The organism is Pseudoalteromonas sp. DL-6, from assembly GCF_004328665.1.
Lineage (GTDB): Bacteria > Pseudomonadota > Gammaproteobacteria > Enterobacterales > Alteromonadaceae > Pseudoalteromonas.
Genome location: NZ_CP019770.1, coordinates 2,585,245 through 2,608,623, shown reverse-complemented (window position 1 = coordinate 2,608,623; position 23,379 = coordinate 2,585,245). Strand labels below are relative to the sequence as shown.

General features: G+C 41.9%; 19 protein-coding genes and 1 tRNA gene. 12 read left to right on the top strand and 8 right to left on the bottom strand.

The features are described 5' to 3' along the window. Positions 1-521: 521 nt before the first annotated feature. On the bottom strand, positions 522-1,478 hold the full coding sequence (locus tag B1F84_RS12210; RefSeq protein ID WP_008110265.1) for a hypothetical protein: 957 nt from the start codon (positions 1,476-1,478) through the stop codon (positions 522-524). 259 nt (positions 1,479-1,737) lie between these two features. Between B1F84_RS12210 and B1F84_RS12205 the strand changes: the two genes are divergently transcribed. After that, the gene (locus B1F84_RS12205) at positions 1,738-4,620 is read left to right on the top strand and encodes a pitrilysin family protein (RefSeq protein ID WP_131691578.1); all 2,883 of its coding nucleotides are present in this window, start codon (positions 1,738-1,740) and stop codon (positions 4,618-4,620) included. Positions 4,621-4,696: 76 nt separating this feature from the next. Here B1F84_RS12205 and B1F84_RS12200 read toward each other — a convergent pair whose 3' ends face one another. Together B1F84_RS12200 and B1F84_RS12195 are read right to left on the bottom strand one after the other, a co-directional pair. After that, positions 4,697-5,011, bottom strand: a complete 315-nt coding sequence (locus B1F84_RS12200) for a helix-turn-helix transcriptional regulator (protein WP_131691577.1) — start codon at positions 5,009-5,011, stop codon at positions 4,697-4,699. Between the two features lies 1 nt (position 5,012). After that, entirely contained in the window at positions 5,013-5,420 is a 408-nt protein-coding gene (locus B1F84_RS12195; RefSeq protein WP_109874206.1) for a hypothetical protein, read from the bottom strand. A 327-nt stretch (positions 5,421-5,747) separates the two neighbouring features. Here B1F84_RS12195 and cysE point away from each other — a divergent pair, with 327 nt between their 5' ends. Together cysE and B1F84_RS12185 are read left to right on the top strand one after the other, a co-directional pair. Beyond that, the gene (cysE, locus tag B1F84_RS12190) at positions 5,748-6,566 is read left to right on the top strand and encodes a serine O-acetyltransferase (RefSeq protein ID WP_010387694.1); all 819 of its coding nucleotides are present in this window, start codon (positions 5,748-5,750) and stop codon (positions 6,564-6,566) included. 17 nt (positions 6,567-6,583) lie between these two features. Then, positions 6,584-7,228, top strand: a complete 645-nt coding sequence (locus B1F84_RS12185) for a hypothetical protein (protein WP_128583356.1) — start codon at positions 6,584-6,586, stop codon at positions 7,226-7,228. A gap of 15 nt (positions 7,229-7,243) precedes the next feature. Here the strand turns inward: B1F84_RS12185 and xseA are convergent, their stop codons facing one another. Further along, a complete protein-coding gene (gene xseA, locus B1F84_RS12180) occupies positions 7,244-8,578 on the bottom strand; it encodes an exodeoxyribonuclease VII large subunit (protein ID WP_131691576.1) in 1,335 nt (444 codons plus the stop codon). A gap of 134 nt (positions 8,579-8,712) precedes the next feature. On the opposite strand from xseA, the gene guaB reads away from it, so the two are divergent. From guaB to rimI, 5 genes are all read left to right on the top strand, one after another. Beyond that, a complete protein-coding gene (guaB, locus tag B1F84_RS12175) occupies positions 8,713-10,182 on the top strand; it encodes an IMP dehydrogenase (RefSeq protein WP_008110278.1) in 1,470 nt (489 codons plus the stop codon). A gap of 104 nt (positions 10,183-10,286) precedes the next feature. After that, entirely contained in the window at positions 10,287-11,864 is a 1,578-nt protein-coding gene (gene guaA / locus B1F84_RS12170; RefSeq protein ID WP_024602106.1) for a glutamine-hydrolyzing GMP synthase, read from the top strand. A 145-nt stretch (positions 11,865-12,009) separates the two neighbouring features. Continuing rightward, positions 12,010-12,086 (top strand) — tRNA-Trp (locus B1F84_RS12165). 65 nt (positions 12,087-12,151) lie between these two features. Continuing rightward, positions 12,152-12,436 carry a hypothetical protein gene (locus B1F84_RS12160; protein ID WP_131691575.1) on the top strand — a complete coding sequence of 95 codons (285 nt, stop codon included), beginning with the start codon at positions 12,152-12,154 and terminating at the stop codon, positions 12,434-12,436. After that, positions 12,423-12,887 (top strand): ribosomal protein S18-alanine N-acetyltransferase, encoded by a 465-nt coding sequence (gene rimI, locus B1F84_RS12155; protein ID WP_205988864.1) that lies wholly within the window; start codon positions 12,423-12,425, stop codon positions 12,885-12,887. The genes B1F84_RS12160 and rimI overlap by 14 nt, the downstream gene beginning before the upstream one ends. 3 nt (positions 12,888-12,890) lie before the next feature. Here rimI and B1F84_RS12150 read toward each other — a convergent pair whose 3' ends face one another. Beyond that, complete coding sequence (locus B1F84_RS12150; RefSeq protein WP_076918346.1) at positions 12,891-15,548, bottom strand: sensor histidine kinase; 2,658 nt, start codon at positions 15,546-15,548, stop codon at positions 12,891-12,893. Positions 15,549-16,753: 1,205 nt separating this feature from the next. On the opposite strand from B1F84_RS12150, the gene B1F84_RS12140 reads away from it, so the two are divergent. From B1F84_RS12140 to B1F84_RS12130, 3 genes are all read left to right on the top strand, one after another. Beyond that, a complete protein-coding gene (locus B1F84_RS12140) occupies positions 16,754-17,074 on the top strand; it encodes a helix-turn-helix transcriptional regulator (protein WP_131691573.1) in 321 nt (106 codons plus the stop codon). Next, the gene (locus B1F84_RS12135) at positions 17,067-18,281 is read left to right on the top strand and encodes a HipA domain-containing protein (RefSeq protein WP_131691572.1); all 1,215 of its coding nucleotides are present in this window, start codon (positions 17,067-17,069) and stop codon (positions 18,279-18,281) included. Before B1F84_RS12140 ends, B1F84_RS12135 begins: the two co-directional genes overlap by 8 nt. A 230-nt stretch (positions 18,282-18,511) precedes the next feature. Beyond that, complete coding sequence (locus B1F84_RS12130; RefSeq protein WP_131691571.1) at positions 18,512-18,706, top strand: DNA-binding protein; 195 nt, start codon at positions 18,512-18,514, stop codon at positions 18,704-18,706. A gap of 16 nt (positions 18,707-18,722) precedes the next feature. Here the strand turns inward: B1F84_RS12130 and B1F84_RS12125 are convergent, their stop codons facing one another. The 3 genes from B1F84_RS12125 to B1F84_RS12115 form a co-directional block, all read right to left on the bottom strand. Continuing rightward, positions 18,723-19,964: an integrase family protein gene (locus B1F84_RS12125; RefSeq protein WP_131691570.1), complete on the bottom strand. Its 1,242-nt coding sequence runs from the start codon at positions 19,962-19,964 to the stop codon at positions 18,723-18,725. A gap of 1 nt (position 19,965) precedes the next feature. Continuing rightward, positions 19,966-20,112, bottom strand: coding sequence for a hypothetical protein (locus B1F84_RS17960; protein WP_165489672.1), 147 nt, complete (start codon positions 20,110-20,112; stop codon positions 19,966-19,968). A gap of 125 nt (positions 20,113-20,237) precedes the next feature. Then, entirely contained in the window at positions 20,238-21,212 is a 975-nt protein-coding gene (locus tag B1F84_RS12115; RefSeq protein WP_131691568.1) for a ParM/StbA family protein, read from the bottom strand. A 464-nt stretch (positions 21,213-21,676) separates the two neighbouring features. On the opposite strand from B1F84_RS12115, the gene mobI reads away from it, so the two are divergent. Beyond that, on the top strand, positions 21,677-22,120 hold the full coding sequence (gene mobI / locus B1F84_RS12110) for a conjugative transfer protein MobI(A/C) (protein WP_131691567.1): 444 nt from the start codon (positions 21,677-21,679) through the stop codon (positions 22,118-22,120). Positions 22,121-23,379: the final 1,259 nt, after the last annotated feature.

Below are 23,379 nucleotides of genomic sequence, written 5' to 3'. Positions count from 1 at the left end.
TCACTCCGTTCACTTATTTTAGCCAACTATATTTTGCCTGTTAACAGGGCGTTACCAATGACCGCCCATGGCACTCAGCCGATAGTCGGTATAGAGTGGTTTAACTTACAGTATAAAGCAGTTATATATCGCTAACGTGGCAAATTAGATTGTTTCTGGTAAATTCATCATTTTTGTCGGATGGCGTGGCTCCGCCACTTATCCGACCTACGTCAAAATGTAGGTTGGTTAAGCCGAAGGCGCCACCCAACAGGCTTTCAAATTCACTTTTTATCCGCTCATGGCACAAATGCGACTGTTAGATTTGATAAAGTCCTACAGTTCAAACCTGATAGATCAAGTTAGTACTTATTAAAATAAACGAAGCTAACGACTTGAACCGGCTTATTTTATGTAGCTTATCATTCTGCCCGAACCCCGAGCCCCGAGCCCCGAGCCCCGAACCCCGAACCCCGAACCCCGAACCCCGAACCCCGAACCCCGAACCCCGAACCCCGAACCCCGAACCTCGAACCCCGCAATTAAGCTATTAGCTTCTCCGCAAGGTTGAGTTCCATTGTGGCTTTTAGCAATCGGTATAAGTTAATAGACGCGTCTATTTCTTCTTTACGATTGGTTAAGCTTTCAATATTTAAACCCAGCGGCACACCTAAGTGCGCACAGCTTTTTAAAATTGAATCGAGATTTTCGCGACAAATACGCACCGATTCGCTTAATGTATTTTCCGAATCAAGCATGCGCCATTTAGTTGCCTCTGGCACTGAGATACCTAGCCATTGCATAAACTCTAAGGTTTTTTCACCACCACAAGGCGTAAAGGTTAATATAATCCGATTAGGTGTCAGGCCTTGTGCTTTGCATGTGCGCGCATAACTGGTTATTAAATCTATGGTTGCTTGTGCATTGTAAACGGCTTGAGAGATAAAAAACTGGCATCCTTGTGCTGTTTTTTCTATTAAGCGTTGGTGCTCGTTGCGCTTATTGGCATGGCGCTCAGCAATGGTTACGCCACCTAAAAAGAAGTCTTCAGACTGCTCTGCCAGTGTTTTATAGGCATTCGGTAAGCTCAGCTTTATATCACCCGCTGATGAAGGGCTGCCCACTAACACCACGTTTTTTAAATCGTAGTCATTTTTAGTTTCATCTAACCACGCTTTAAACTCACTCACACCGCGCTGAGCTACACTTTTATAAGTAATTACATCAAGATCAGATAAGCCTCGTAAGAGTTGACTGTACTCGCGCGGATCAACTGTTTGCTTAAACGCAAATGGACGCGCTTGCTCTGTACGGCTGCTTTCATCTTGAATGTCATAAATAATCACACCGTCATATTCAATTTCGTGTAAACGGCCTAATAATTTTTCGGCAATGACTTTTAATTGCGCTTTATCAGTCCCAATTTTTGGCGGTGTTGTGCCAATTAGGTAAACACCTTGGTTGGTGTCCTGTATTTTTTCTTGAAGTGATAAAGCCATAATCCCCATTCCAGCTTAATTTGTGATGATAGATTTAATATAGCAGCCATTTAGACGTCTAGATAGATTTATTTATTGAAAGTTTCTCAATTAACGTGAATTATTTTCATAGTTAAACCAAGTTACCAGCAATAACTGACACAGTTGTTTACATAATTAATAGGCTTAGGGCTCTTATATTTAACTACTTTACGGCATACTTAGTTTGGTAAATGTTTTAATACAACAACAAATTTGCTCGATTTAAAAAGGGATAACAATGAAATTTAAATTACTGGCAACTAGCCTAGCGGTATCGCTGGCCTTAACCGGTTGTGCTATGCAGCAAAGTCAAAACACGCAAACAGCAGCTCAACAAGAACAAGTTAATAAAGCAGATGAGCGTGTTTTTTCACAAGATTACCTAATAGAAGAGCTAGATAACGGCTTGCGCGTTATGGTAGTTAAAACCGATTACCCAGATGTAGTATCGCTACAAATACCGGTATCTGTTGGCTCGCGTAATGAAGTGGAAGCGGGTAAAACTGGTTTTGCTCACTTTTTTGAACATATGATGTTTAAAGGCTCTGAAAAGTTTCCGCAAGATGTGTATTCAGATATTTTAAAAAATTCAGGGGTTGATAACCGTGCCTACACAACTAACGATTACACTAACTACCACTTAAATTTTTCAAAACAACACCTTGATAAAGTGCTCGAGATTGAAGCTGATATTTTTCAAAACTTAAGCTACACCGAAGAACAATTTAGAACGGAAGCGCTAACGGTTAAAGGCGAGTACTTAAAAAATAACGCCAGTCCAATTCGTAAATTATTAAGTGCGGTACGCCAAGAAGCGTTCGAAAAACATACCTATAAACACACTACAATGGGCTTTTTTGAAGACATTGAAGCTATGCCAGATCAAATGGCCTACGGTAAAGAGTTTTTTGATAAGTTTTATAAGCCTGAATATGTATCGCTTGTGATTGTTGGTGATGTTGATCCAAAAGAGACCATGGCGATGGTTAAAAAACACTGGGGTAACTGGCAAAAAGGCGACTATGTTGCTGATATTCCAAAAGAGCCAACTCAGCAAGCGCCAAAATATGTGCATGAGCAAAACGAAGGGTTACCAGGTCATTGGTTACTTGTGTCGTATAAAGGGGCCGCATGGGAGCCACAGAAAAAAGACCGAGCCGCATTAGATTTACTGTCGCAGCTTTATTTTTCTAGCAATTCAGATATTTACCAAGAGCTGGTAGTAGAAAAGCAAATCGCGAGTCAAATGTTTACCTATAACCCAGAGACAAAAGATCCAGGGTTACTGCATGTATTTGTAAAAGTTGAAAATGCCGATGATTTAGCCACAGTGCGTGATGCTATAAACCGTACGTATGCCAAAGCGCGTACCGAGTTGGTTGATAGCCAAAAACTCAGCGATTTAAAGTCTAATCTTAAATACAGCTTTATAAATGGTTTAGATTCATCGCAAGCAATTGCCTCTACACTTGCCAGCTATATGCATTTTGAGCGCGATCCTGAGGTGATTAACCAGCTGTATAAATCGGCAGACAATATCACTAGCGAAGATATTAGAGCCGTTGCAAATAAGTATTTTGTTGATAATGCCCGCACCACAATTACTATGTCGGCACTTGATAAAGCCCCAGGTTTTGAACAAGAAAGCGACTTAGATGCATTGGTAGCTAAGTATCAGCAAGCACCGAGTAAGCCTATCTTTAAAGTGCTGGATAAAACTAATAGCTCGCCGTTAATCGATATTAACTTATTATTTAATACCGGTGCCGCTGCCGATCCGCAGGGTAAAAAAGGGGTTGCAGCACTGACTGCCGCAATGCTGGCGCAAGGTGGCTCAACCTCAATGAGTTACAAAGATATTAAAAAGGCAATGTACCCACTGGCGGGTAGCTTTGGTTATCAAATAGATAAAGAAATGCTGTCGTTCCAAGGGCGTATTCATAAAGATAATGCAGCTCAGTGGTATGCCTTAGTGAGTGAGCAGCTGTTAAACCCAGGCTTTAGAGAAGATGACTTTAAACGTCTGAAAAAAGAAATGATCGATGGCATTAAGTCGGGTTTAAAAGCCTCTAATGATGAAGAGTTGGGTAAAGAAGTGCTCTACAGTGTGCTTTATAAGGGGCACCCTTATGAAAGCTATAACTACGGTGACTTATCAGATTTAGAAGCGCTCACTCTTGATGATGTTAAAGCGTTTTATAATGCTGAACTTACACAAGCTAAACTTACTGTGGGTTTAATTGGTGCTGTGCCTGAAAAACTTAAAGCACAAATGTTAGCTGACTTGGCGACACTTCCAAAAGGCGAACAAAGCCGCTTAACAATCCCTGATGCGCCAGAGCTTAAAGGTCATCATGCAACGATTGTTGAAAAGTCAGCGCAATCAACGGCTGTGTCGTTCGGGTTCCCTATTGATACCATTCGTAGCAGCGAAGACTGGACCGCATTGTGGCTAGTGCGTTCGTACTTTGGTGAGCATCGCAGTTCTAACAGTTACTTGTACGAACGTATTCGTCAAACGCGTGGTATGAATTACGGTGATTACGCCTACATTGAATACTTCCCTAGAGGTATGTTTCAAACTAAACCTGATGCAAACTTAGGGCGCTCTGAGCAAATATTCCAAGTGTGGCTGCGTCCACTGCGCTCAAACAACGATGCGCATTTTGCAACCCGTACCGCATTATTTGAGCTAGATAAGCTAATTAAAAATGGTATGACTGAGGCAGATTTTGAAGCTACACGTAACTTTTTAATTAACTTTGTGCCACAAATGGTTGCTAGTCAAAATCGCCAGTTAGGTTATGCGCTAGATAGCGAGTTTTATAACACCGATAGTTTTGTAAACTATGTAACAAACAAGCTTAAAACATTGACTGTTGGCGATGTAAATCGAGTGATTAAAGACAACCTACAAACTGAGAATATTCACTATGTGTTTGTTACCGGTGATGGTGAAGATATGCAAAAACGTTTAGCAACTATGCAAACCTCGCCTATGGTGTATAACACCGATAAGCCTGCCGAATTAGTGGCTGAAGATAGGGTAATTGCTGATTACAAACTGGCAATACCAGCGAAAAATATTGAAGTAGTGAAGGTGGATAAAGTATTTCAATAATTTAAGTTCTTAAGTATTAAAAAATGCCCCTGTGCCGTAAGCATTGGGGCATTTTTATTGCTTTACTGCAGTAATGTTAGTTACTAATTAATAGTACTGAGGCTGCACCAAGAGCAAAACTAATAACAGAGCTAATAACTAAACCAGCAATAAAACTTTTAGATGGGCTGTTATTGGCATCATTTTGGTTGTTTTCATCAAGCTTAATAAGCTCACCTTGGCGTACTTCAAATACCGCACATAAGGCCATGGTGGTTTCTTTTGAGGCTGCACCTTCTTTTTCTACCCGTTGAATAGTTCGTAAGCTTACATCGCAGGCATCGGCAAGCTGTTGTTGTGTCCAATCGAATGTGTGCCTAAGCGACTTTACCGTTGTAGGGTTTAATTGCATGTTAAAGTTTCCCTACAATTAGCTCTACGACTGTTGCTGTGGTATAGCCAAATACTGCACCACCTAACGCGCAGCCTAGAATAAAAAAAGCCGCTTTTTTAGGATCGCTAGGAAGACTACTTTGAACTTGCTTGGCAAGCACTTCTTGATCTTTGTAAAGAGTGCATTCAAGTCGCCCTGTCAGTATGTTGAGCATGTCAAATTTCACTTGGTACTGCGAATTTTCAAATTCAAATTTGTGTGAGCTTTTTATATTAACACTGCGTCTGCTGCTAACTAAGTCATCGTTAATATAGACTTCTTCTTTACCTGTAAAGTAGCTTCCAAAACAGGCTATTTGGTTATCGCCATCTTGAAAGTAAAATTTATAGCCTAATTTTTTTGTATTTAATATGTCGTTTTTCATCATCGTTATCCTTGTTGAGTTGATGATGCTAATTTAGCGTTTATTATTATTTTTTACGCCGTCAGCAGTACGCCAGTGGCTATTTTGGCACATGACACACGTGCTGTCATATGTTGTTATTTACTGATTTTTATTAACTTATTTTATTTTTTCATAAATGCTTAAACCTGCCTAGCTGTCATATGACATGACTTGAAAAAAGTAATATAAACCTGAAACTTAGCTGGTTATATCTAATAACTAGAACAAATAACAAAGGGATTAACACCTAGGCGGCTAAATCCGTTAGAATTGGCGATAGGCTCTTTGTACTAATCTTAAGGCATTATTATGCGTCATGAAATTTGGCAACAGCTTCGTAGTGAAGCAAATGAAGTAGTAACTCGTGAACCCCTTTTAGCGAGCCATGTGTATTCGTGTATTTTAAATCATGAGTGCTTAGGGTCGGCATTGAGTTTTATTGTTGCTAATAAACTAGCTGATGCTGTGGTTTCTGCTTTTACAATCCGTGAGTTGTTTGACCAAGCTTTTGTAAAGTGTGACCGCATGCTGACACATGTTGCTCATGATATTAAAGCAGTAAAAGATCGTGACCCTGCAGCCGAAACCTACCTTACTGTGATTTTAAATTTAAAAGGGTTTCACGCGATTCAAGCACACCGTTTAGCAAACTGCTTATGGCAGCAAAACCGTAAAGAGCTTGCACGCTTTATTCAAAGCCGTACCTCAGAGGTGTTTGGGGTTGATATTCACCCTGCCTGTAAAGTAGGCCAAGGCATCATGTTTGACCATGCTACCGGTATTGTAATTGGCGAAACCGCCGTGATTGAAGATAATGTATCTATATTACAATCGGTTACATTAGGTGGTACGGGTAACGAGCAAGGCGATCGCCATCCTAAAATCAGGGCGGGCGTACTTATTGGTGCGGGTGCTAAAGTGTTGGGTAATATTGAAGTAGGCGAGGGCGCACGTATTGGTGCAGGCTCTGTGGTACTAAGCCCTGTGCCGCCTCATACGACCGCGGTGGGTGTGCCTGCAAAAATTATTGGTCGTCCTGATTGTGAGTGCCCGGCAGAAAGTATGAACCAAAACTTTTTAGAATACCCCGAGCCAGAAAACGAATCGCACACCAGTGCAATGCTTTAATTTTTGAGTACCTAGAAATGATATATAAAAGTAACCTTGTGGCTATGCTGCTCTGTTTTTCTTCAGGCGTGGCGTTAGCAAGTGGTTACTTTTTGTTTTTTAAAGATTCCACTCGTGTTTCCTCAGCGCCCAAACAAGCTGTAATCTCTTCGGCTAACACTCAAGTCAATAATCAGCCAACTACTTTGCAAGGCCTAGTGCAGGTTAATAAAGCCCAAGAGGCTGATCAACAAACTCAGCTAGCACAACATGTGGTTGAGCTTAATCAGCGGCTTGAAAAAAAATCAATCCAGCTTAAGCAGTCTCAACAACAGTTAAAGTTAAATCAATCAGAAAGTGTAGAGCTTGATGATGAACTCGCAATACAGTTTGAACAAGAGGCTGATAATCTCGAATGGAGTTACGAGCTTGAAGTCGCGTTAACTGACTTTTTAATTATTAATGAGTTTGCAGATAGCGCTGAGCTTACAGCGCTAAAGTGTAAGCAAACAATTTGTAAGTTTGAGCTTACCATTAACCAACATGCCGTTAATTATGGAGCTAAATTATGGCGCGAGCTAAACGATAAGCTTCATCTTGAACCTTGGTGGCAGCAATTTAAACTCAGTGCATCTCAATCTAACGATGCCCGTATTGAGTTTACTGTTAGTACGCAAGGCTAGCGCTTAGCAATATGGCTAAGCTTCTACCTTTGAAATAACCTGGCCATCTACTAACTCAGTGATCAACACATCACCCACTTTTACATCTTCCACTGATTTAACCACTTTATTTTGCGCCGTTTTCGTTATGCTGTAACCGCGCGCTAATACATTAAGGGGGCTAACCGAATCAAGCCGACTCGCCTGTAAGGCAAGCGTATTATTTGCGTGTTGTAGCTGCTGCTGCATCGCTTGGTTTAGCCTTGCATGGAGTTGTGCTAACTGATAGTTTGCATTTGCTAGCTTTTTATCTGGTGATTGGCGCATTAGGCGTGGAGTTAAATTAGCTAACACGCGTTCTTGCTGGTATAAACGCTGACGCATTGCCTGTTGCAGTGCAATACTCAGCTCATCTAAGCGTTGTGATTTTTGGTTTAGCTGATTGCGCGGGTGGCATAAATTTAAGCGGTGCTGCAACTGTATGGCTAGTGCGCGTTTATCGGCAATGTCGTGTTTAAATGCATTCGCTAAACGGCTAATTAACTGATGAACCCTATTATGTAGCTCTTGTGTATTGGGGCTTACGAGCTCTGCGGCTGCAGAAGGAGTTGCTGCACGTACATCAGCAACGTAATCGCTAATCGTGGTGTCTATTTCATGGCCAACAGCGCTCACAATGGGTAGTGCGCTTTGATAAATAGCGCGAGCAAGGTGCTCATGGTTAAAGCACCACAAATCCTCTAATGAACCACCGCCGCGCCCGAGTATAATAACGTCGACCTCATTACGTAAATTTGCCAGCTCTATTTGCTTTATTAAATGGCCATGCGCTTCTTTGCCTTGCACCATCGCAGGATAAATAACGACTTCTAATTGCGGTGCACGACGTTTTAGTACTGTTAAAATATCTTTAATTGCGGCGCCTGTAGGTGAGGTGATCACCCCTATGCGATTTATGTTTTGGGGTAGGGGTTTTTTATAAGCGGAGCTAAATAAGCCCTCTGCAGCCAAACGCATTTTTAGCGCGTCAAACTCTTGCTTAAGTTGCCCTTCGCCGGCAGGCTCCATATGTTCAACAATAAGCTGGTAGTCACCACGGGGTTCGTACAACGATACACGTGCTTTAACGGTTACTTGTGCACCATTTACAGGGCGGTAGCTTTGGTTGCGATTATTGCCTCGCCACATGGCGGCTTTAATTTGCGCTTTATCGTCTTTTAACGAAAAATACCAATGCCCAGAAGCAGGCGCAATAAAGTTAGAAATTTCACCAGTGAGTACTAAAGACGCAAAACCTTGTTCAAGTAAGGCACGTATTTCACGATTAAGGCGAGATACGGTATAAACCGTTTGCGAGGGCTTAGAAAACATAAAAACTACCAAAAAACATTTATAAATCTAGCTTATCATAAATAAATACAAAATATTATTTACTAGTGCCTACAACGCTGTTAAAATTTGGCCGCAATTCCTTATCTTAGATCCACATGTGAGAAGTTGCCAAAATGCTTAGAATCGCTAAAGAAGCTCTTACCTTTGATGACGTACTTTTAGTACCTGGTCATTCTACTGTTTTGCCACATACGGCAAATATTTCAACTCGCTTAACGCGTGGTATCAAACTTAACTTGCCGCTCATTTCAGCATCTATGGATACTGTTACTGAAGCTCGTTTAGCTATTGCACTCGCGCAGGAAGGTGGTCTTGGTTTTATTCATAAAAACATGACCATTGCAGAACAAGCGAAAAATGTTCGTAAAGTTAAAACCTATGAAGCAGGTATTGTTTCATACCCTGTTACAGTAACCGCCGATCTGACTATTGCAGATGCCGTTGAGCTGTCTCAGGAAAAGGGATTCTCAGGTTTTCCGGTCACCGATAGCGAAAATAACCTTGTAGGTATTGTAACTAGTCGTGATATGCGCTTTGAAACTAAGCTTGAACAGCCGGTTTCAACAGTGATGACGAAAAAAGAAAACCTAGTAACGGTTAAAGAGGGAACTGCTCGCGAAGATATCTTAAGCTTAATGCACGAACACCGCATTGAGAAGATTCTTGTGGTTGATGATGCGTTTAAACTTAAAGGCATGATCACCGTAAAAGATTACCAAAAAGCACAAGACAAACCAGATGCATGTAAAGACGAGCAAGGCCGTTTACGTGTAGGTGCTGCGGTAGGCGTTGGCGCAGGCACTGATGAGCGAATTGCTGCATTAGTCGAAGCCGGTGTTGATGTACTACTAATCGATACTTCTCATGGTCACTCTCAAGGTGTTATTGACCGTGTTGCAGCGACTCGTCAAGCTTACCCAGACTTACAAATTGTTGCGGGTAACGTGGCAACTGCCGAAGGTGCTATTGCCCTTGCAGATGCCGGTGTTGATGCTGTTAAAGTAGGTATCGGCCCAGGTTCTATTTGTACTACACGTATTGTTACTGGTTGTGGTGTACCACAAATAACAGCCATTTCAGATGCGGTCGAAGGCCTTAAAGGTCGCGATATTCCAGTGATTGCCGATGGCGGTATTCGTTTTTCTGGTGATATTGTAAAAGCATTGGTTGCGGGTGCATCGTGTGTAATGGTTGGCTCTATGCTCGCGGGTACTGAAGAAGCACCAGGTGAAGTTGAACTTTATCAAGGTCGCTACTACAAGTCTTACCGTGGTATGGGTAGCCTAGGTGCGATGGATCAAAAAGAAGGTTCATCAGATCGCTACTTCCAAAAATCAAACCAAGCTGACAAGTTAGTACCTGAAGGCATTGAAGGTCGTGTTGCTTATAAAGGGCCAATTGCAACCATTATTCACCAACAAGTGGGTGGTCTGCGCAGTGCAATGGGCTTAACCGGTTGTGCCACAATCGAAGAGCTAAACACTAAACCACAGTTTGTACGTGTAACTTCTGCTGGTATGGGTGAGTCGCATGTTCATGATGTGCAAATCACTAAAGAAGCACCGAACTACCGTTTAGGCTAATCAGCCTTAACAACTTGAAATAAGTGGGCTAACCTTTGTTAGCCCTAATATAGTCACACAGCTTAAGCTGGTGGCGTTTAGCACCTGACTTTACGAGATACTTCATGAGCAAAGACATTCACGATTCACGAATCCTCATTTTAGATTTTGGTTCACAATACACGCAGTTAATCGCCCGTCGCGTGCGCGAAATTGGTGTTTATTGTGAGCTTTGGGCTTGGGATGTAACCGAAGAGCAAATTCGCGAGTTTAACCCACAAGGTATTATCCTTTCAGGTGGCCCAGAATCAACTACGCTTGAAAACAGCCCGCGTGCTCCTGAGTATGTATTTAATGCAGGCGTTCCAGTACTTGGTATTTGTTACGGTATGCAAACTATGGCAACACAGCTTGGCGGCCGTGTACATAGCTCAGATAAAAAAGAATTTGGTTACGCACAAGTTGAAAAAGTGGGTAACTGTGCATTATTTGATGCCATTGAAGATCACATCACTGATGGCGGCAATGGTGTACTAGATGTGTGGATGAGCCACGGTGATAAAGTAATGGAAATTCCAGATACTTTTAATACCACAGCTAAAACATCTACTTGTCCGCATGCGGCAATGTCTAACGAAGAAAAACGCTTTTACGGTGTACAATTTCACCCAGAAGTAACACACACACATCAAGGTCAACGTTTACTAGAGCGTTTTGCTATTGATATTTGTGGTTGTGAAAAATTATGGACGCCGGCAAAAATCATTGATGATGCCATTGAGCGTATCAAAGAAACAGTAGGCGACGACGAAGTTATTTTAGGCTTATCAGGCGGTGTAGATTCATCGGTTGTAGCTATGCTTATTCACCGTGCTATTGGTGAGCGACTAACCTGTGTATTTGTTGATAACGGGCTACTTCGTTTAAACGAAGGCCAGCAAGTTATGGATATGTTTGGCAATAAGTTTGGCTTAAACATTGTTAAAGTAGATGCCGAAGATCAATTTTTAAATGACTTAGCAGGTAAATCAGACCCAGAAGATAAGCGTAAAGCCATTGGCCACACGTTTATTAATGTATTTGATGAGCAAGCTAAAAAGCTTAAAAACGCAAAATGGTTAGGCCAAGGTACAATTTACCCTGACGTAATCGAATCAGCGGCCTCAGCGACTGGTAAAGCACACGTAATTAAATCGCACCATAATGTGGGCGGCTTACCAGATGATATGCAAATGGGCTTAGTAGAGCCATTACGTGAGTTATTTAAAGATGAAGTACGTAAAATTGGTTTAGAGCTAGGTTTACCGTACGACATGCTTTACCGTCACCCATTCCCAGGGCCAGGTTTAGGTGTGCGTGTACTTGGCGAAATCAAAAAAGAGTACTGTGATTTACTTCGCCGCGCTGATGCTATTTTCATTGAAGAGCTTCACAAAGCAGAGCTTTACCATAAAGTAAGCCAAGCGTTTACTGTATTCTTACCGGTTAAGTCAGTAGGGGTTATGGGTGATGCACGTAAGTACGATTGGGTTGTTTCACTTCGTTGTGTAGAAACCATCGACTTTATGACTGCGCGTTGGTCACATTTACCGTATGAATTCTTAGGTGTGGTTTCAAACCGTATCATTAATGAAATCGACGGTATCTCACGTGTTGTTTACGATATTTCAGGTAAACCACCTGCAACTATCGAATGGGAATAACCCTCCCATTGCTATAGTTAAGTAATAACTAACGGCGAATTAGCATGCTAATTCGCCGTTTTGTTTATTTAAAAAGCAAACAAACTAAAAATTTGATTTTTTACTTTACCTTTGTCAAAAGGTCTTTATAATTCATCGTCATTGCAGGGGCGTAGTTCCAATTGGTAGAACAGCGGTCTCCAAAACCGACGGTTGGGAGTTCGAATCTCTCCGCCCCTGCCATTTCTTCTTTACATCGTTTTGATTACTTCATATATTATTCAACTTACTAATTCCATCGAGTCGTTATGCATTCACGTTACGCATCTGTTTTTGGTATAGAAAAGCTTGAACTTAATCAACACTTTCGCCCAGCTCCGTCAGAGCAGTCAGCTAATTCATCGTTAATACTCTGTGATACGTTAAAAGATGATATTGAGCGTGCGTTTGCGCCAGTAACAATAAACAAGATTGTTAAATCATCAACCATTGAGTTTAGTGAGCAACAATTAGGCTTACCTGATTCCACCCTGTCCAGTGCACAAAAACGTGCGTTATGGGCATTAATGAGTGAACACCTTGATACACTTTAAGTCGGTTAGTGATGAGAATATCAATGAGCTTATGGCTATTGAAACCTCCTGCCATACTCACCCTTGGACATTAAAAACAATGCAGTCGTGTTTGCAGGGCCGCTATTTTAATTTAGCCGCGTTCGATGACGAGCAAATGATAGGTTTTTACATTGGTGAAAAAGCAGGACCCGATTTTACCTTAATGGATATTTGTGTTGCTCCGAGCTTTCAGGGGAAAGGGTTTGCTCAGCAGTTATTAACGCAGTTTATAGCGAACGGTGAGCAACAAAGCGCTGAAAACTTATTTTTAGAAGTGCGAGAGTCTAATACGCGGGCGATTGCTTTGTATGAACGTGCAGGCTTTATTGAAATGTCAGTGCGTAAAAATTATTACCCCAGTGATGCACCCAATAAAAACGGCTTTGAAGACGCGATTTTAATGGGCATGGCACTGGGTTTAAATTTTTAAGGATTACTTATTAGCAATGGCTTGCTCTATTGCGGCAATAAGTTCTGCAACGCACTTTTCTCTTTGTGGCATATCATTGCCTTTTAAGCTGTGTTCAACGGCTGAGGCGCTATGGTAAATGTCATCAAAGTTAAAACAACCAGCACTGCCTTTAATACTGTGAGCAAGGGCGCGTAATGTCTCACAGTCCCGGCTGTTATATAGGGTTTTTATCTGTTGTAAATAATCAGGTAAACTTGCCAAATAATTAGCATTTATTTGCTGAAACTTTTCACTCTTTAATAAGCTATCCCACTTGTTTTGGTTATCACGTTCAAGGTGTAAATAGCTAACTAATACATTTTCCAGTGCGTCTTTATCAATGGGTTTACCCAGCGCTTTATCACAGCCTGCTTCAAGGTAAGTATCAATATCATGATTCATTACATTCGCGGTCAGGGCGATAATAGGGCCATCGTAGGCGGCATCTCTAAGCATTTTAGTTGCTTCTAAGCCGCCCATAACCGGCATTTGCATATCCATGATTATAAGCTGATAGTCGTTCACCAATGCCATTTCTACGGCTTGTGCACCATTGTTGGCTATATCGGGCTCTAACCCCCATGTTTGTAATAGTAATTTAATCAATAACTGATTATCGGGGTTATCTTCTGCGACCAAAATATGCGCATCAAAGCTGTTGGTTGCAAAAGACAGCTGCGGATCTTTTTCTGGTGTAAGTTGGGAATGCTCGGTTAACAATAAGTTATTACCTAAGCCATTACTCAAATGACAGTCTATATCGATAGTAAAGCAACTGCCCACACCCACTTCACTGGTTACGCTGACATCACCACCGAGTAACTGAGCTAGATTCTTTGAAATACACAGCCCTAATCCCGTACCTCCAAACCGACGTGTGGTAGTAGCATCGGCCTGTTCAAATGGCGTAAATAATCGGCTTATTTGGTTTGCAGACATACCAATACCGGTATCTTCTATAACAAAGGTAAGTGTTTTTGGTGCTTGGTATTTAGCGGTTATTGTAACTTGGCCTTGCTCAGTAAATTTAACCGCGTTACTGGCAATATTAATGAGTATTTGTTTTAAACGAGTTATATCACTATTTATGGTATGTGGTAGCGGAAATGCATAATTAATTTTAAATAATAACTGTTTCTCTTGTGCTAAAGGCTTAATAATTGATTCAACATCATGGATAAGCTGCACAACATTTAACGGCGTTTGTTCAACCGCGAGCTTTTCGGCTTCAATTTTTGATAGATCAAGAATGTTATTAATAAGCTCTAATAAGTGCTTTGAGTTACGTAAAATAGTGCCTAAATGGTGTTTGTCATTGGTTGGTTTTTCGCTATGCAGTAGTTGCTCTGTAAACCCCATAATGGCGGTGAGCGGTGTGCGAATTTCATGGCTCATATTAGCTAAAAATCGGCTTTTAAGCTGGTTTGCTTGTTCTGCTTGGGCAATAGCGGTTTCAAGCTTGCTGTTCATCGACTCAAGTGCCTTAGTACGGCTCTCTACTTTGTCTTCTAAGTGATGCTTATATTCTTCTAGTTGCTGTTGGTAATGCTTAATTTGGTTAATCATGTGATTAAAGTCGTTAAACAGTATCCCTACTTCATCCGTAGTATAAGCGGGCAGTGTGACTGAGAGGTCGCCATCACCAACACGATGACTTGCTTCACCTAGTAATTCTATTGGGTTAAGTAGTAAATTACGCACCACAATAAAAATTAAGATTGGTAGGGTGATCACGGAAATAATTACAATTAGCCCGGTGATCACACTAATTGCTTTGCCCGATTGATATAACACCGCTTTAGGAATAGTCGACACATAATAGTAGCCGCCACTCATTTGAGCTGCAAAAATCAGTCGCTCTATTTTATCAACACTTGAAAGCTCAATGGTTGATAAGCTACCTATATCCGCTAAGTCGTTAATTTTATTTAGTTCATACTCACTAACATAGTGGCCGCGCATTTTATAATCAGAGCTAAATAAAATTTTACCATCACTGGCCAGTAACAAATTTAAGGTGTTGTTATAAGGCGCTTCTAAAATACTGGTGTTTAAAATTGAAGGGTCGACCTTAAGCACAATAAAACCGAGTTGCTGTGGGCGTTTTAGATAATAGTCGACACTGTATATGCGTTGCACAAAGTATAAGTTGGTGGTGCCATCTTCTTTTTGCACCATAAACTGTTGTTGGCTTAAATTACTTTGTATAACTTGATCAAAAAATGGGTATGACTTGGGCGCTACGGTTAAATTACTGGAGTAATAGGCATCACTTTCACCGGTTTTTGAGACTAAATTTATGCTAATAATGTCAGGGTAGGCTTCACTATAACTAGCAAATACGTCCATTAGTGCACCAAGACGATACGTATAGCTGGCGTCTTCAAATAAATCTTTAGCTAAAAAGTCACTCAGCACGGGTGAGGCAGAGAGTAACTTGGCCGTTGCATGAAAGGAATCAATATAGTTGAATACTTTTTGTTGTTGCTGCTCTACAAAGCGACTCATGATCAAGTCAGCTTGTTTTTGCGTAGAGTTGGTTACATTAGTGAGCGTGAACCCGCCTAAAAATAACAACGGCAGTATAACCAGTGGAGTTATATACCATAATAATCGAATACTTAGCTTACTGGTTTTCATTACCCAACATCAAATCCTCCATGTAATCGAACAATAATATGATTTACAGCACTATTACTCAAGCTTGGTGTTAAGTTAGTGGGCAATTTATAGCGTTATTGTTAATAATCGCTGAAAATACCAAAGTTAAAAAAGATCCGTTAATAACCAACCATTGATTGTTTATAGCGCCAAGATCAGCGAAAATAGTCTTCAATTACGATTAACTTAACGGATAGCGTCACAAGAGCTAATTTGGGTTCTTGTTGGGGTATGTTGAGCTTTCGAGGTTGGCTTGTTTTTAGCCTTAAAAGCTCAGCATACTAAAATATAAATACATCCGTATATCAACTAAAAGAACCTTTTTAATGGCAGACCAAAATCTCCTTAGCGAAATTAATAAACGCCGTACCTTTGCGATCATCTCGCATCCTGATGCCGCCCAGCCTTTCAACGCATAAAACCACCTTTCATTGCACACCACAATCACATCTCTACGTACTGAATTTAAAGGCTTTTTGTCTTTTTCTCGTTTCTTTGCTTTTCAATTATGTTCAAGCGTAACCTCGGAAAGTGTGTACAAACTTGAGTACAAATTCCGTTTTAGAGGCCATTGGCGAACATTCCATGACACAAATCTGGCTGTAGGCCTTGTGGTTACTGGGTTTTACGTAAAAAGTACTACCGTTAAAAAGAGTCTCTTTTTTTGGTAAATGTTTTCTTCTGTACCAAATTACAAAATTTAATGAATGGGTTTATTCTTGGTGTGATTTTTGCTTTGGCATTTATTTTTGAATATGCTTGAAGCGAACCAATACGGTTATTTCTAATTGAGATATCAGACTTACCTTCAAATTTAGTTGCTGTTTACACCATCATTTTGCACTTGTTTTTCGGCCTGTGTGTACAAAATTTCCTGTGACTGTGTACAAACTTCCTTTTTGTTGCACTTATCCTTCGGCTATTTGACGCGAGTTGTTCTGTAGCCCTTGTTGTATAAGGACTGAGCGATAAAAGCACTTAGGGAGTTTGATGTGTCAGTTCGCGATTATCAGCTAGAGTATCTCTCTTTTGTCGATGACAAAAATCTCCATCTACTTATATGTAATTGTGTATCAGTTCATGGTTATTGATATGTAGTAGATAATCGAATTTGTGTTCTTTGAGTTACTGTGATATGTTTTTGTGCATAATTATTCTTAAGTGATGCATTAAGGCCTATCGAAATGAGCTATGTAACAGAGCAGATACTAGAAAGTCTTCGAGAAGCTCGGGTACGAAAGGGGTTTAGCCAGAGAGAGTTAAGCGCGCGTTCGGGTGTGCCTCAAAGCCATATATCGAAAATCGAGTCAGGCAGTGTTGATTTAAGAATATCCAGTTTGATTGCTCTTGCCCGTGTACTCGACCTAGAGTTATTTGTTGCGCCAAAAAAATCTGTACCTGCCATCAAGTCAATTATTCGAAGTGGTCAAGGTATTAATGGCATCAGCGACGAGGGTGAGCCAATGTTGCCCGCATATCAGTTAGAGGAAGATTACGATGACTAACCATGTCTCTACGCTCAACGTTTTGCTGTATGGTGAACCCATTGCAACGATCACCAACGTGGGCAATGACAGAACGCTTTTTGCCTTTATGGACTCGTACATTCATGACGAATCGCGTCCTGTGTTAGGACTGGGCTTTAAAGATTCGCTAGGTGGCCTGCTGGCTAGCTTCAAACCGACCCAAACTAAGTTAACCCCGTTTTTCTCTAACCTTTTGCCAGAAGAAACCATGCGTAATTACCTGGCAGAGCGTGCCGGTGTTAATTCAGCGCGGGAGTTTTTTCTATTGTGGGTTCTGGGGCGGGATCTGGCCGGCGCGATCACGGTTGAGTCTGCGGATGGTGAAGCCTTACCACCTAATGTACATCAAGACATAGAAGATGAAACGAAGACGGATGGACCAATGCGTTTTTCATTGGCGGGAGTGCAGTTGAAGTTTTCTGCCGTACAACAGGCAAATGGTGGTTTGACGATCCCAGCAACCGGTCAAGGTGGTTCTTGGATTGTTAAATTGCCGTCGTCTCGATTTGAAGCTGTGCCAGAAAATGAATATTCAATGATGGAACTGGCTCGAATGTTGGGAATGGACGTGCCAGAAACGCAACTACTCCCTATTAATCGGATTGCTAATATCCCAAATGGCATTGGCAAATTTGGTGACAGTGCGTTTGTTATCAAGCGTTTTGACCGTGCAGATGGTCAAGCCGTGCACATTGAGGACTTTGCGCAAGTGTTTGGCATCTATCCTCAAGATAAATACAAAAAAGCCAGTATGCGGAATATTGCTCAGGTTATCGGCATTGAAGGGAAAGACGAAGACATTGCAGAATTTACTCGCCGATTGGTGTTCAATACTCTAATTGGAAATGCCGATATGCATTTAAAGAATTGGTCTGTGATCTACAAAGATAAGCGCACAGCGTCTATTGCACCTGCTTATGACTTTGTTTCAACCATTCCTTATATCCCAGATGATAGTGCGTCGCTGAAGGTTAGCCGTAGCAAGAAATTCATCGATTTCACGCTGGATGAGCTATCACACTTAGCGGCTAAAGCCATGTTGCCAGAAAAATTGGTGTTAGATACCGCAAAGCAAACTGTAGCAGGCTTCCATGAGGTATGGGCGAAAGAAAAAGCGCATTTACCCCTTACTAAGTCAGTGATTGAAGCCATCGAAACACACTTACGAAGCATTGCGCTACGCTGAATTCCTAGTAGTCAGAGCGTGCATGTGCATATCGATGTTTTCGTAAAGATGGTTTAACTTCACGTGGTTTTACGGCGCTTTGCGCCGTAAACTGGAAATTTGGTAAACTGAATAGTGATACCAATGTTTTCAACAGGCTGATCTTCTGAACAGATCATGCATCTTTCTGACCATCAACAATTGATGAATCAGGCGATGATAGCTTTACATTGATTTTCAGGAGAATGCAGATGACAGCAGTAGCGCACCAAGTAACCCCTTTTTTAACGTCTTACGAAGTGATGGCTCGTTACCATATTAGTTATACGACGCTCTGGCGAAGAATAAAGGATGGCAGCTTGCCGCAACCGCGCATCAACCGATATACACGAAACAAGCTGTGGCACATTGAAGATCTGGAAGAGTATGAAAAGAAAGAGGACTGAGCCTCTTTCTTTTATTTTATTGTCCAAAACACCAATTGAATGGAAAGCCTGTCGGCTCGATGATAGTCTCTAGCTGTTGATACCAAACGTCGTAAGCATGACGTATTTCATCCAGGTACTGATATTGGTTGTAGATAGCATCCAATCCTTTTTTGCTGTGGCCAATCATCAACTCTGCAACTTCTTGCGTCGTGATGGCCGACATTCGCGTACGCATCGTTCTGCGAAGATCATGCATAGACCAATGTTCCATCTCAACACCAAGCGATCTGCGAGCCCAGATCTTTACGTTGTTAGGGATAGTGGTATCAAAGCCATTTGTGGCAAGTTCTTCCTGTCCGTTCGCGGGAAATAGGTAAGTTGATTTACTCATATGCATCGCAAGTTCAATCAGCTCGATAGCTGGTTTAATCAATGGCCGCATGATCGGCGCTCCAATTTTCTCACCTTGTTTGCGGATCTCTATGGGCACTGTCCACATTGCAGATTGCAAATCAAAGTGATGCTTTTCAGCTTGAATGAGTTCACCCTTGCGACCGCCCAATAGCAGAAGCAGTTTTATGTAGATGCGGTTCTTCTCAGTGATTTTTGACTCGTGCAAATAGCGCCAAAGTATCCTGATCTCGTTATCATTTAGCACCCGAGTTCGTTTGCCTTTCTTACCGCCGACTTTTTTTGCTGTGATCCCAGCAGCAGCGTTAACTTCCAAGATTTGTTCATCAATCAGCCAGTCATAGAACTTATGCAGTACAGACACTAGGCGTTCTGTGTTTGAAGGGGATGACGCCGAAACTTCACGAAGACAGTTTCGCAAGGACAATTCATTAATGTCAGTTAATGGATACTTGCCAAGTCGGGGTAGCAAATATATTTCACTGCTGCGTTTTTGGTAGTGCCACGTTTTCTCCTTTAGCCATTGCTTACCAGCAGAGTCTATCCAGTCTCGAAAAATCGATTCGAAGCTTTGATTGGCAGAATACTTGGCTCGTTCTTGCTGTAGGTAGAGCTTGGGGTTTCTGCCTTGATCAAGTACTGCCCTTAACCTATCCAGTTCATTCCTGGCTTCAGCAAGCTTCATAAGTGGGTAAGTACCTATGTCTACCCGCTGTTGCTTGCTATCGAAACGATAACGAAACTGAAAAACAATTTTGCCCTTAGGCGATACCCGAGCACTTAGCCCATCTCGGTCGGCTTTTACTACGGTTTCTTTTGCTTCTTTATTTAACCTGGCATCGAGCCAGCTAACTGATAACGCCATATTATAAGCCCAGCCCTAGTTTTGATTTTAATGATTGTTTACGTGATTCTGCTTTGGGTTCTGGCGCTGTACTCATAGAAGTAACTTCACCATCTGGTGCATAGCCATCCACCGGTACAGATGTCGTGGATAGATTGGGGTGGCTCATGTGAATTAATCCAAAGGTGGCCAGCATCCGCAGACGCTCAGCACGTTCCCGTGGTGGCGTCTTTTCCAATTCTTTGAGAAGTTCTGGGTGGCTCCCTGGGGGAATGTTGACGACAACTCTCATAATCAGGCCCCATAAAACCAGAAGCCTCGGACGTTCGCCAAAACAGACTGTTCCGGCACGATGATCTTGCTTCGTGAAAAAATCTCCTTGGCCGCTTCCTTATAAGCCAAGGCTCCACCTCCCGCGATCAATACCAAGTCCACATTGATGCTTTCGTCACGCATGGATTGGCGCATGGCTGTAAGAGCAACAGGCGCTACCTTTTTCATGGCAGCATTCAGATAAGGTGAAATATCGACTTTTTCTCCAAATAGCAGCACCTGCAAGTCGCCGGTTCTCATGGCTTTTTCAAGTCGATCCATACCCACTTTGGCACCATGATCTTCTGAAATCAGCTTATCAATCGTTTCCAGTAGCACGGACATTGCCTGAAGACTGGTTCCTGATGAGCTGTAGCGAATTTCTCCGGCCTCAAGGGCAACCCAGTCAACAGAAAAGAAGCCTGGATCTATGACGACGACGCGACCTTCTTCAATCAAGCCCAAATCACCACCTGTTTGAACCAGATCCATATAGGCACCGGCAGGCTGCGGCAGCACTTTGACATCATGAACTGTGATGCTGCGCTTAGGCGTCACTTGATGGATACCTTTTAAACGCTTCACAAGGTCAGATTTACGTTGTGGTTCATGAAACTGGGAAACCGGTAATCCAGTGACAACCAAATCGATGGACTCAGTTTCAGCCATTAACAAGGCGGCATGAAAAAGCGCCTTATAGGTTTTTGTGGTGGGATATTCCGGGTGAAGCTCTCGTTCCCAGCCTTGAAGGCGTCCAGCAGGCACACCAGCGGCCCAACGCTCATTTTCGACAGATACATACAAACAAGTTTCATCTTCGCCTCCACCGATACGCTCCGGCATACGATCCGCAGGACCGGCACCCGCAGGCAAAATAATGGTTTTCGGTTCATTGCCTGATTGGCCAAATGCCAACTTCAGGTTTGAGTATCCAATATCTACGCCTAGTACAAACATACTTATCTCCTGTACACTCAAAGTGCTCTAACGGTTTTCAATCAACCGCGATGGTCACGCTTGGGCATGTCCAAGTGCTCTGGCGATTCACTCAAATGCCATTATCAGGATTCGGTGCACTGGCGGTGGGCAGAAAGGTGACAAATCCTTTCATCTATCTGCCTATTGCATTTTCGCAAAAGTATGAGAATAGGCTCTGTTTGGCGGCGGATGACCTAGTCAAAAAAATCGAGACGCCAAATGTCGTTTGCATTCTGGCTTGAACTCGCCAAATGGTTTGTATCTTCATGGCGATCCGTCTTTTCAGTCATTTTTGTGTGAAATCAGCCTGTATCTCTTGTTAGGTATGGGATTGAGCGAGTCGATTTATATCGAGACGCCAAATAGTGATTGTGACGGCAGTTTTACGTTTGGCGTTTCGATCCAAAAGCCAAACGGATAGTGGTTTTGGCTTTTGGGGTAAATTGGATGGGGAAATTGGTTTGGTAGTAATCGTCAATGAACAATGGAAATCGGAAATATCAAATTTATTGCAGCAAGAAACGGACAGGCTAAAAGCGCTGGCACGAGCTGAAGTTGATAACTTTTGGGTTACCCATTACAAGGTTCGTGAGAATGAGCCCTTTAAAGACTGGGGGCTGCTTGGTGTCCGTATCAGAGACTTTAAGTATGGCTTTGGCATAGAGTGGTACATCAACAGTTTTCACGGTCAACGAGGAAAGCGCGTAGTCTTTAGTAAGGGACTGCGAATTTCAAAGACGAAGCTGAGATATTCATTTTTGGACTGCCAAGGTCTGGCCAAAGAATGGGAGTTAGCGCTGGCGATGGAAAAAGAAGGTTTCTTCAGTGATATTCGATGCCAGGTTGATAAGCTCAACATGCTGCGTCGCAGAGTGAATGCCTATTGAATCAACAGCGCTACTTCACTCTCGGCAACTGGTGCCAGTGTGTTGTATGAGCAGGAGATAAATGCTCTAGCTTCGTTGTATTTGTGGCGTAATCTGCACATTATTGATCTTTTTTACCGTCTGTATGCCGGTTTCTCAGCTCAGCATACAGACGGTTTTGCCTTTAATACACGCGCTAAGGGGAACAGCATGGCCAGTTTGTTATTATTTTTCTACAATCCCTGGTAGCATGTCTTGGTGATCCCTAGCTGACATTTGATGATCTAGAACGGATGCTCAGCACCTTTAGGTATTCAGTTTTCAACTGAACTGTGTTGATTCGCGGATGCTTCTTAAGCTCTTTGACCTTGCTGGGTATTTCAGCAACATGCCAGCTGGCTTTCACATTCCCAAGTCTTCACGGTTCTCTGCAACAAACTAACCACTGTCTACGAAGGTATACTCTATTCTCGACGTGAAGAAGGTGTTCAGCTTGGTTGAGATCATGTTCATTTGCGGCAGTAGTCGTAAAACTGTGAGCCAGACCGGTTCAGGCATCAACACCGATATGGGCTTTCATGCCGAAATGCCATTCTTGGTTTGATGCATTTCGGGATCACGTTCACCCGCTTTATTATTGGTAGAGCTGGGTGCCTCAATGATCCAGTTCATAATCTCATTGAAAATCGTGCGCGCGAAATTATACCGCTCTGATCAAAATTACGCCCTCCACTCAATACTTTTTGATCCCAGTTATAGGTTAGCTCAATATGAGCATCTAGACTCCTAGGAGTAGCGAGGTATACTAGAATAAAATGTTTTTTAAGTTAGTCTTATTGACTTAATAATTTCATACCTAATCCCTCATAATAAAAACGAATTGAGGCGTTTAGAACGCTCACCTTACCATCGCGTGTGGAAATTAATTATATTTATCATTTATTTACGGTTAATTCTTTATTTCACAGATAACTCTTTATTTCACAGATAACTCAATAGTACAGCCCCCTGAAAGATTCTGTTTGTATTGGTCAAGTTATCAGAGCTGTATTTATTAGTTCAGCAGGGGTAGTAACTTTCCATATATGAGTATACTTATCTATGAATATTGAATAAATTCAATACCTCTTAAATTATGCTCTTAAGTATTCAGCTGAGAGGCTTAAATTGTAAAAAAGTATTAAATAGCAGTGTGCTAGAGATCCAGCCTCGCTCCGGTTATATAACCGGAGCTTATTAACACACTTATATATTACTAATTGATTCAAAGACAAGAGGGT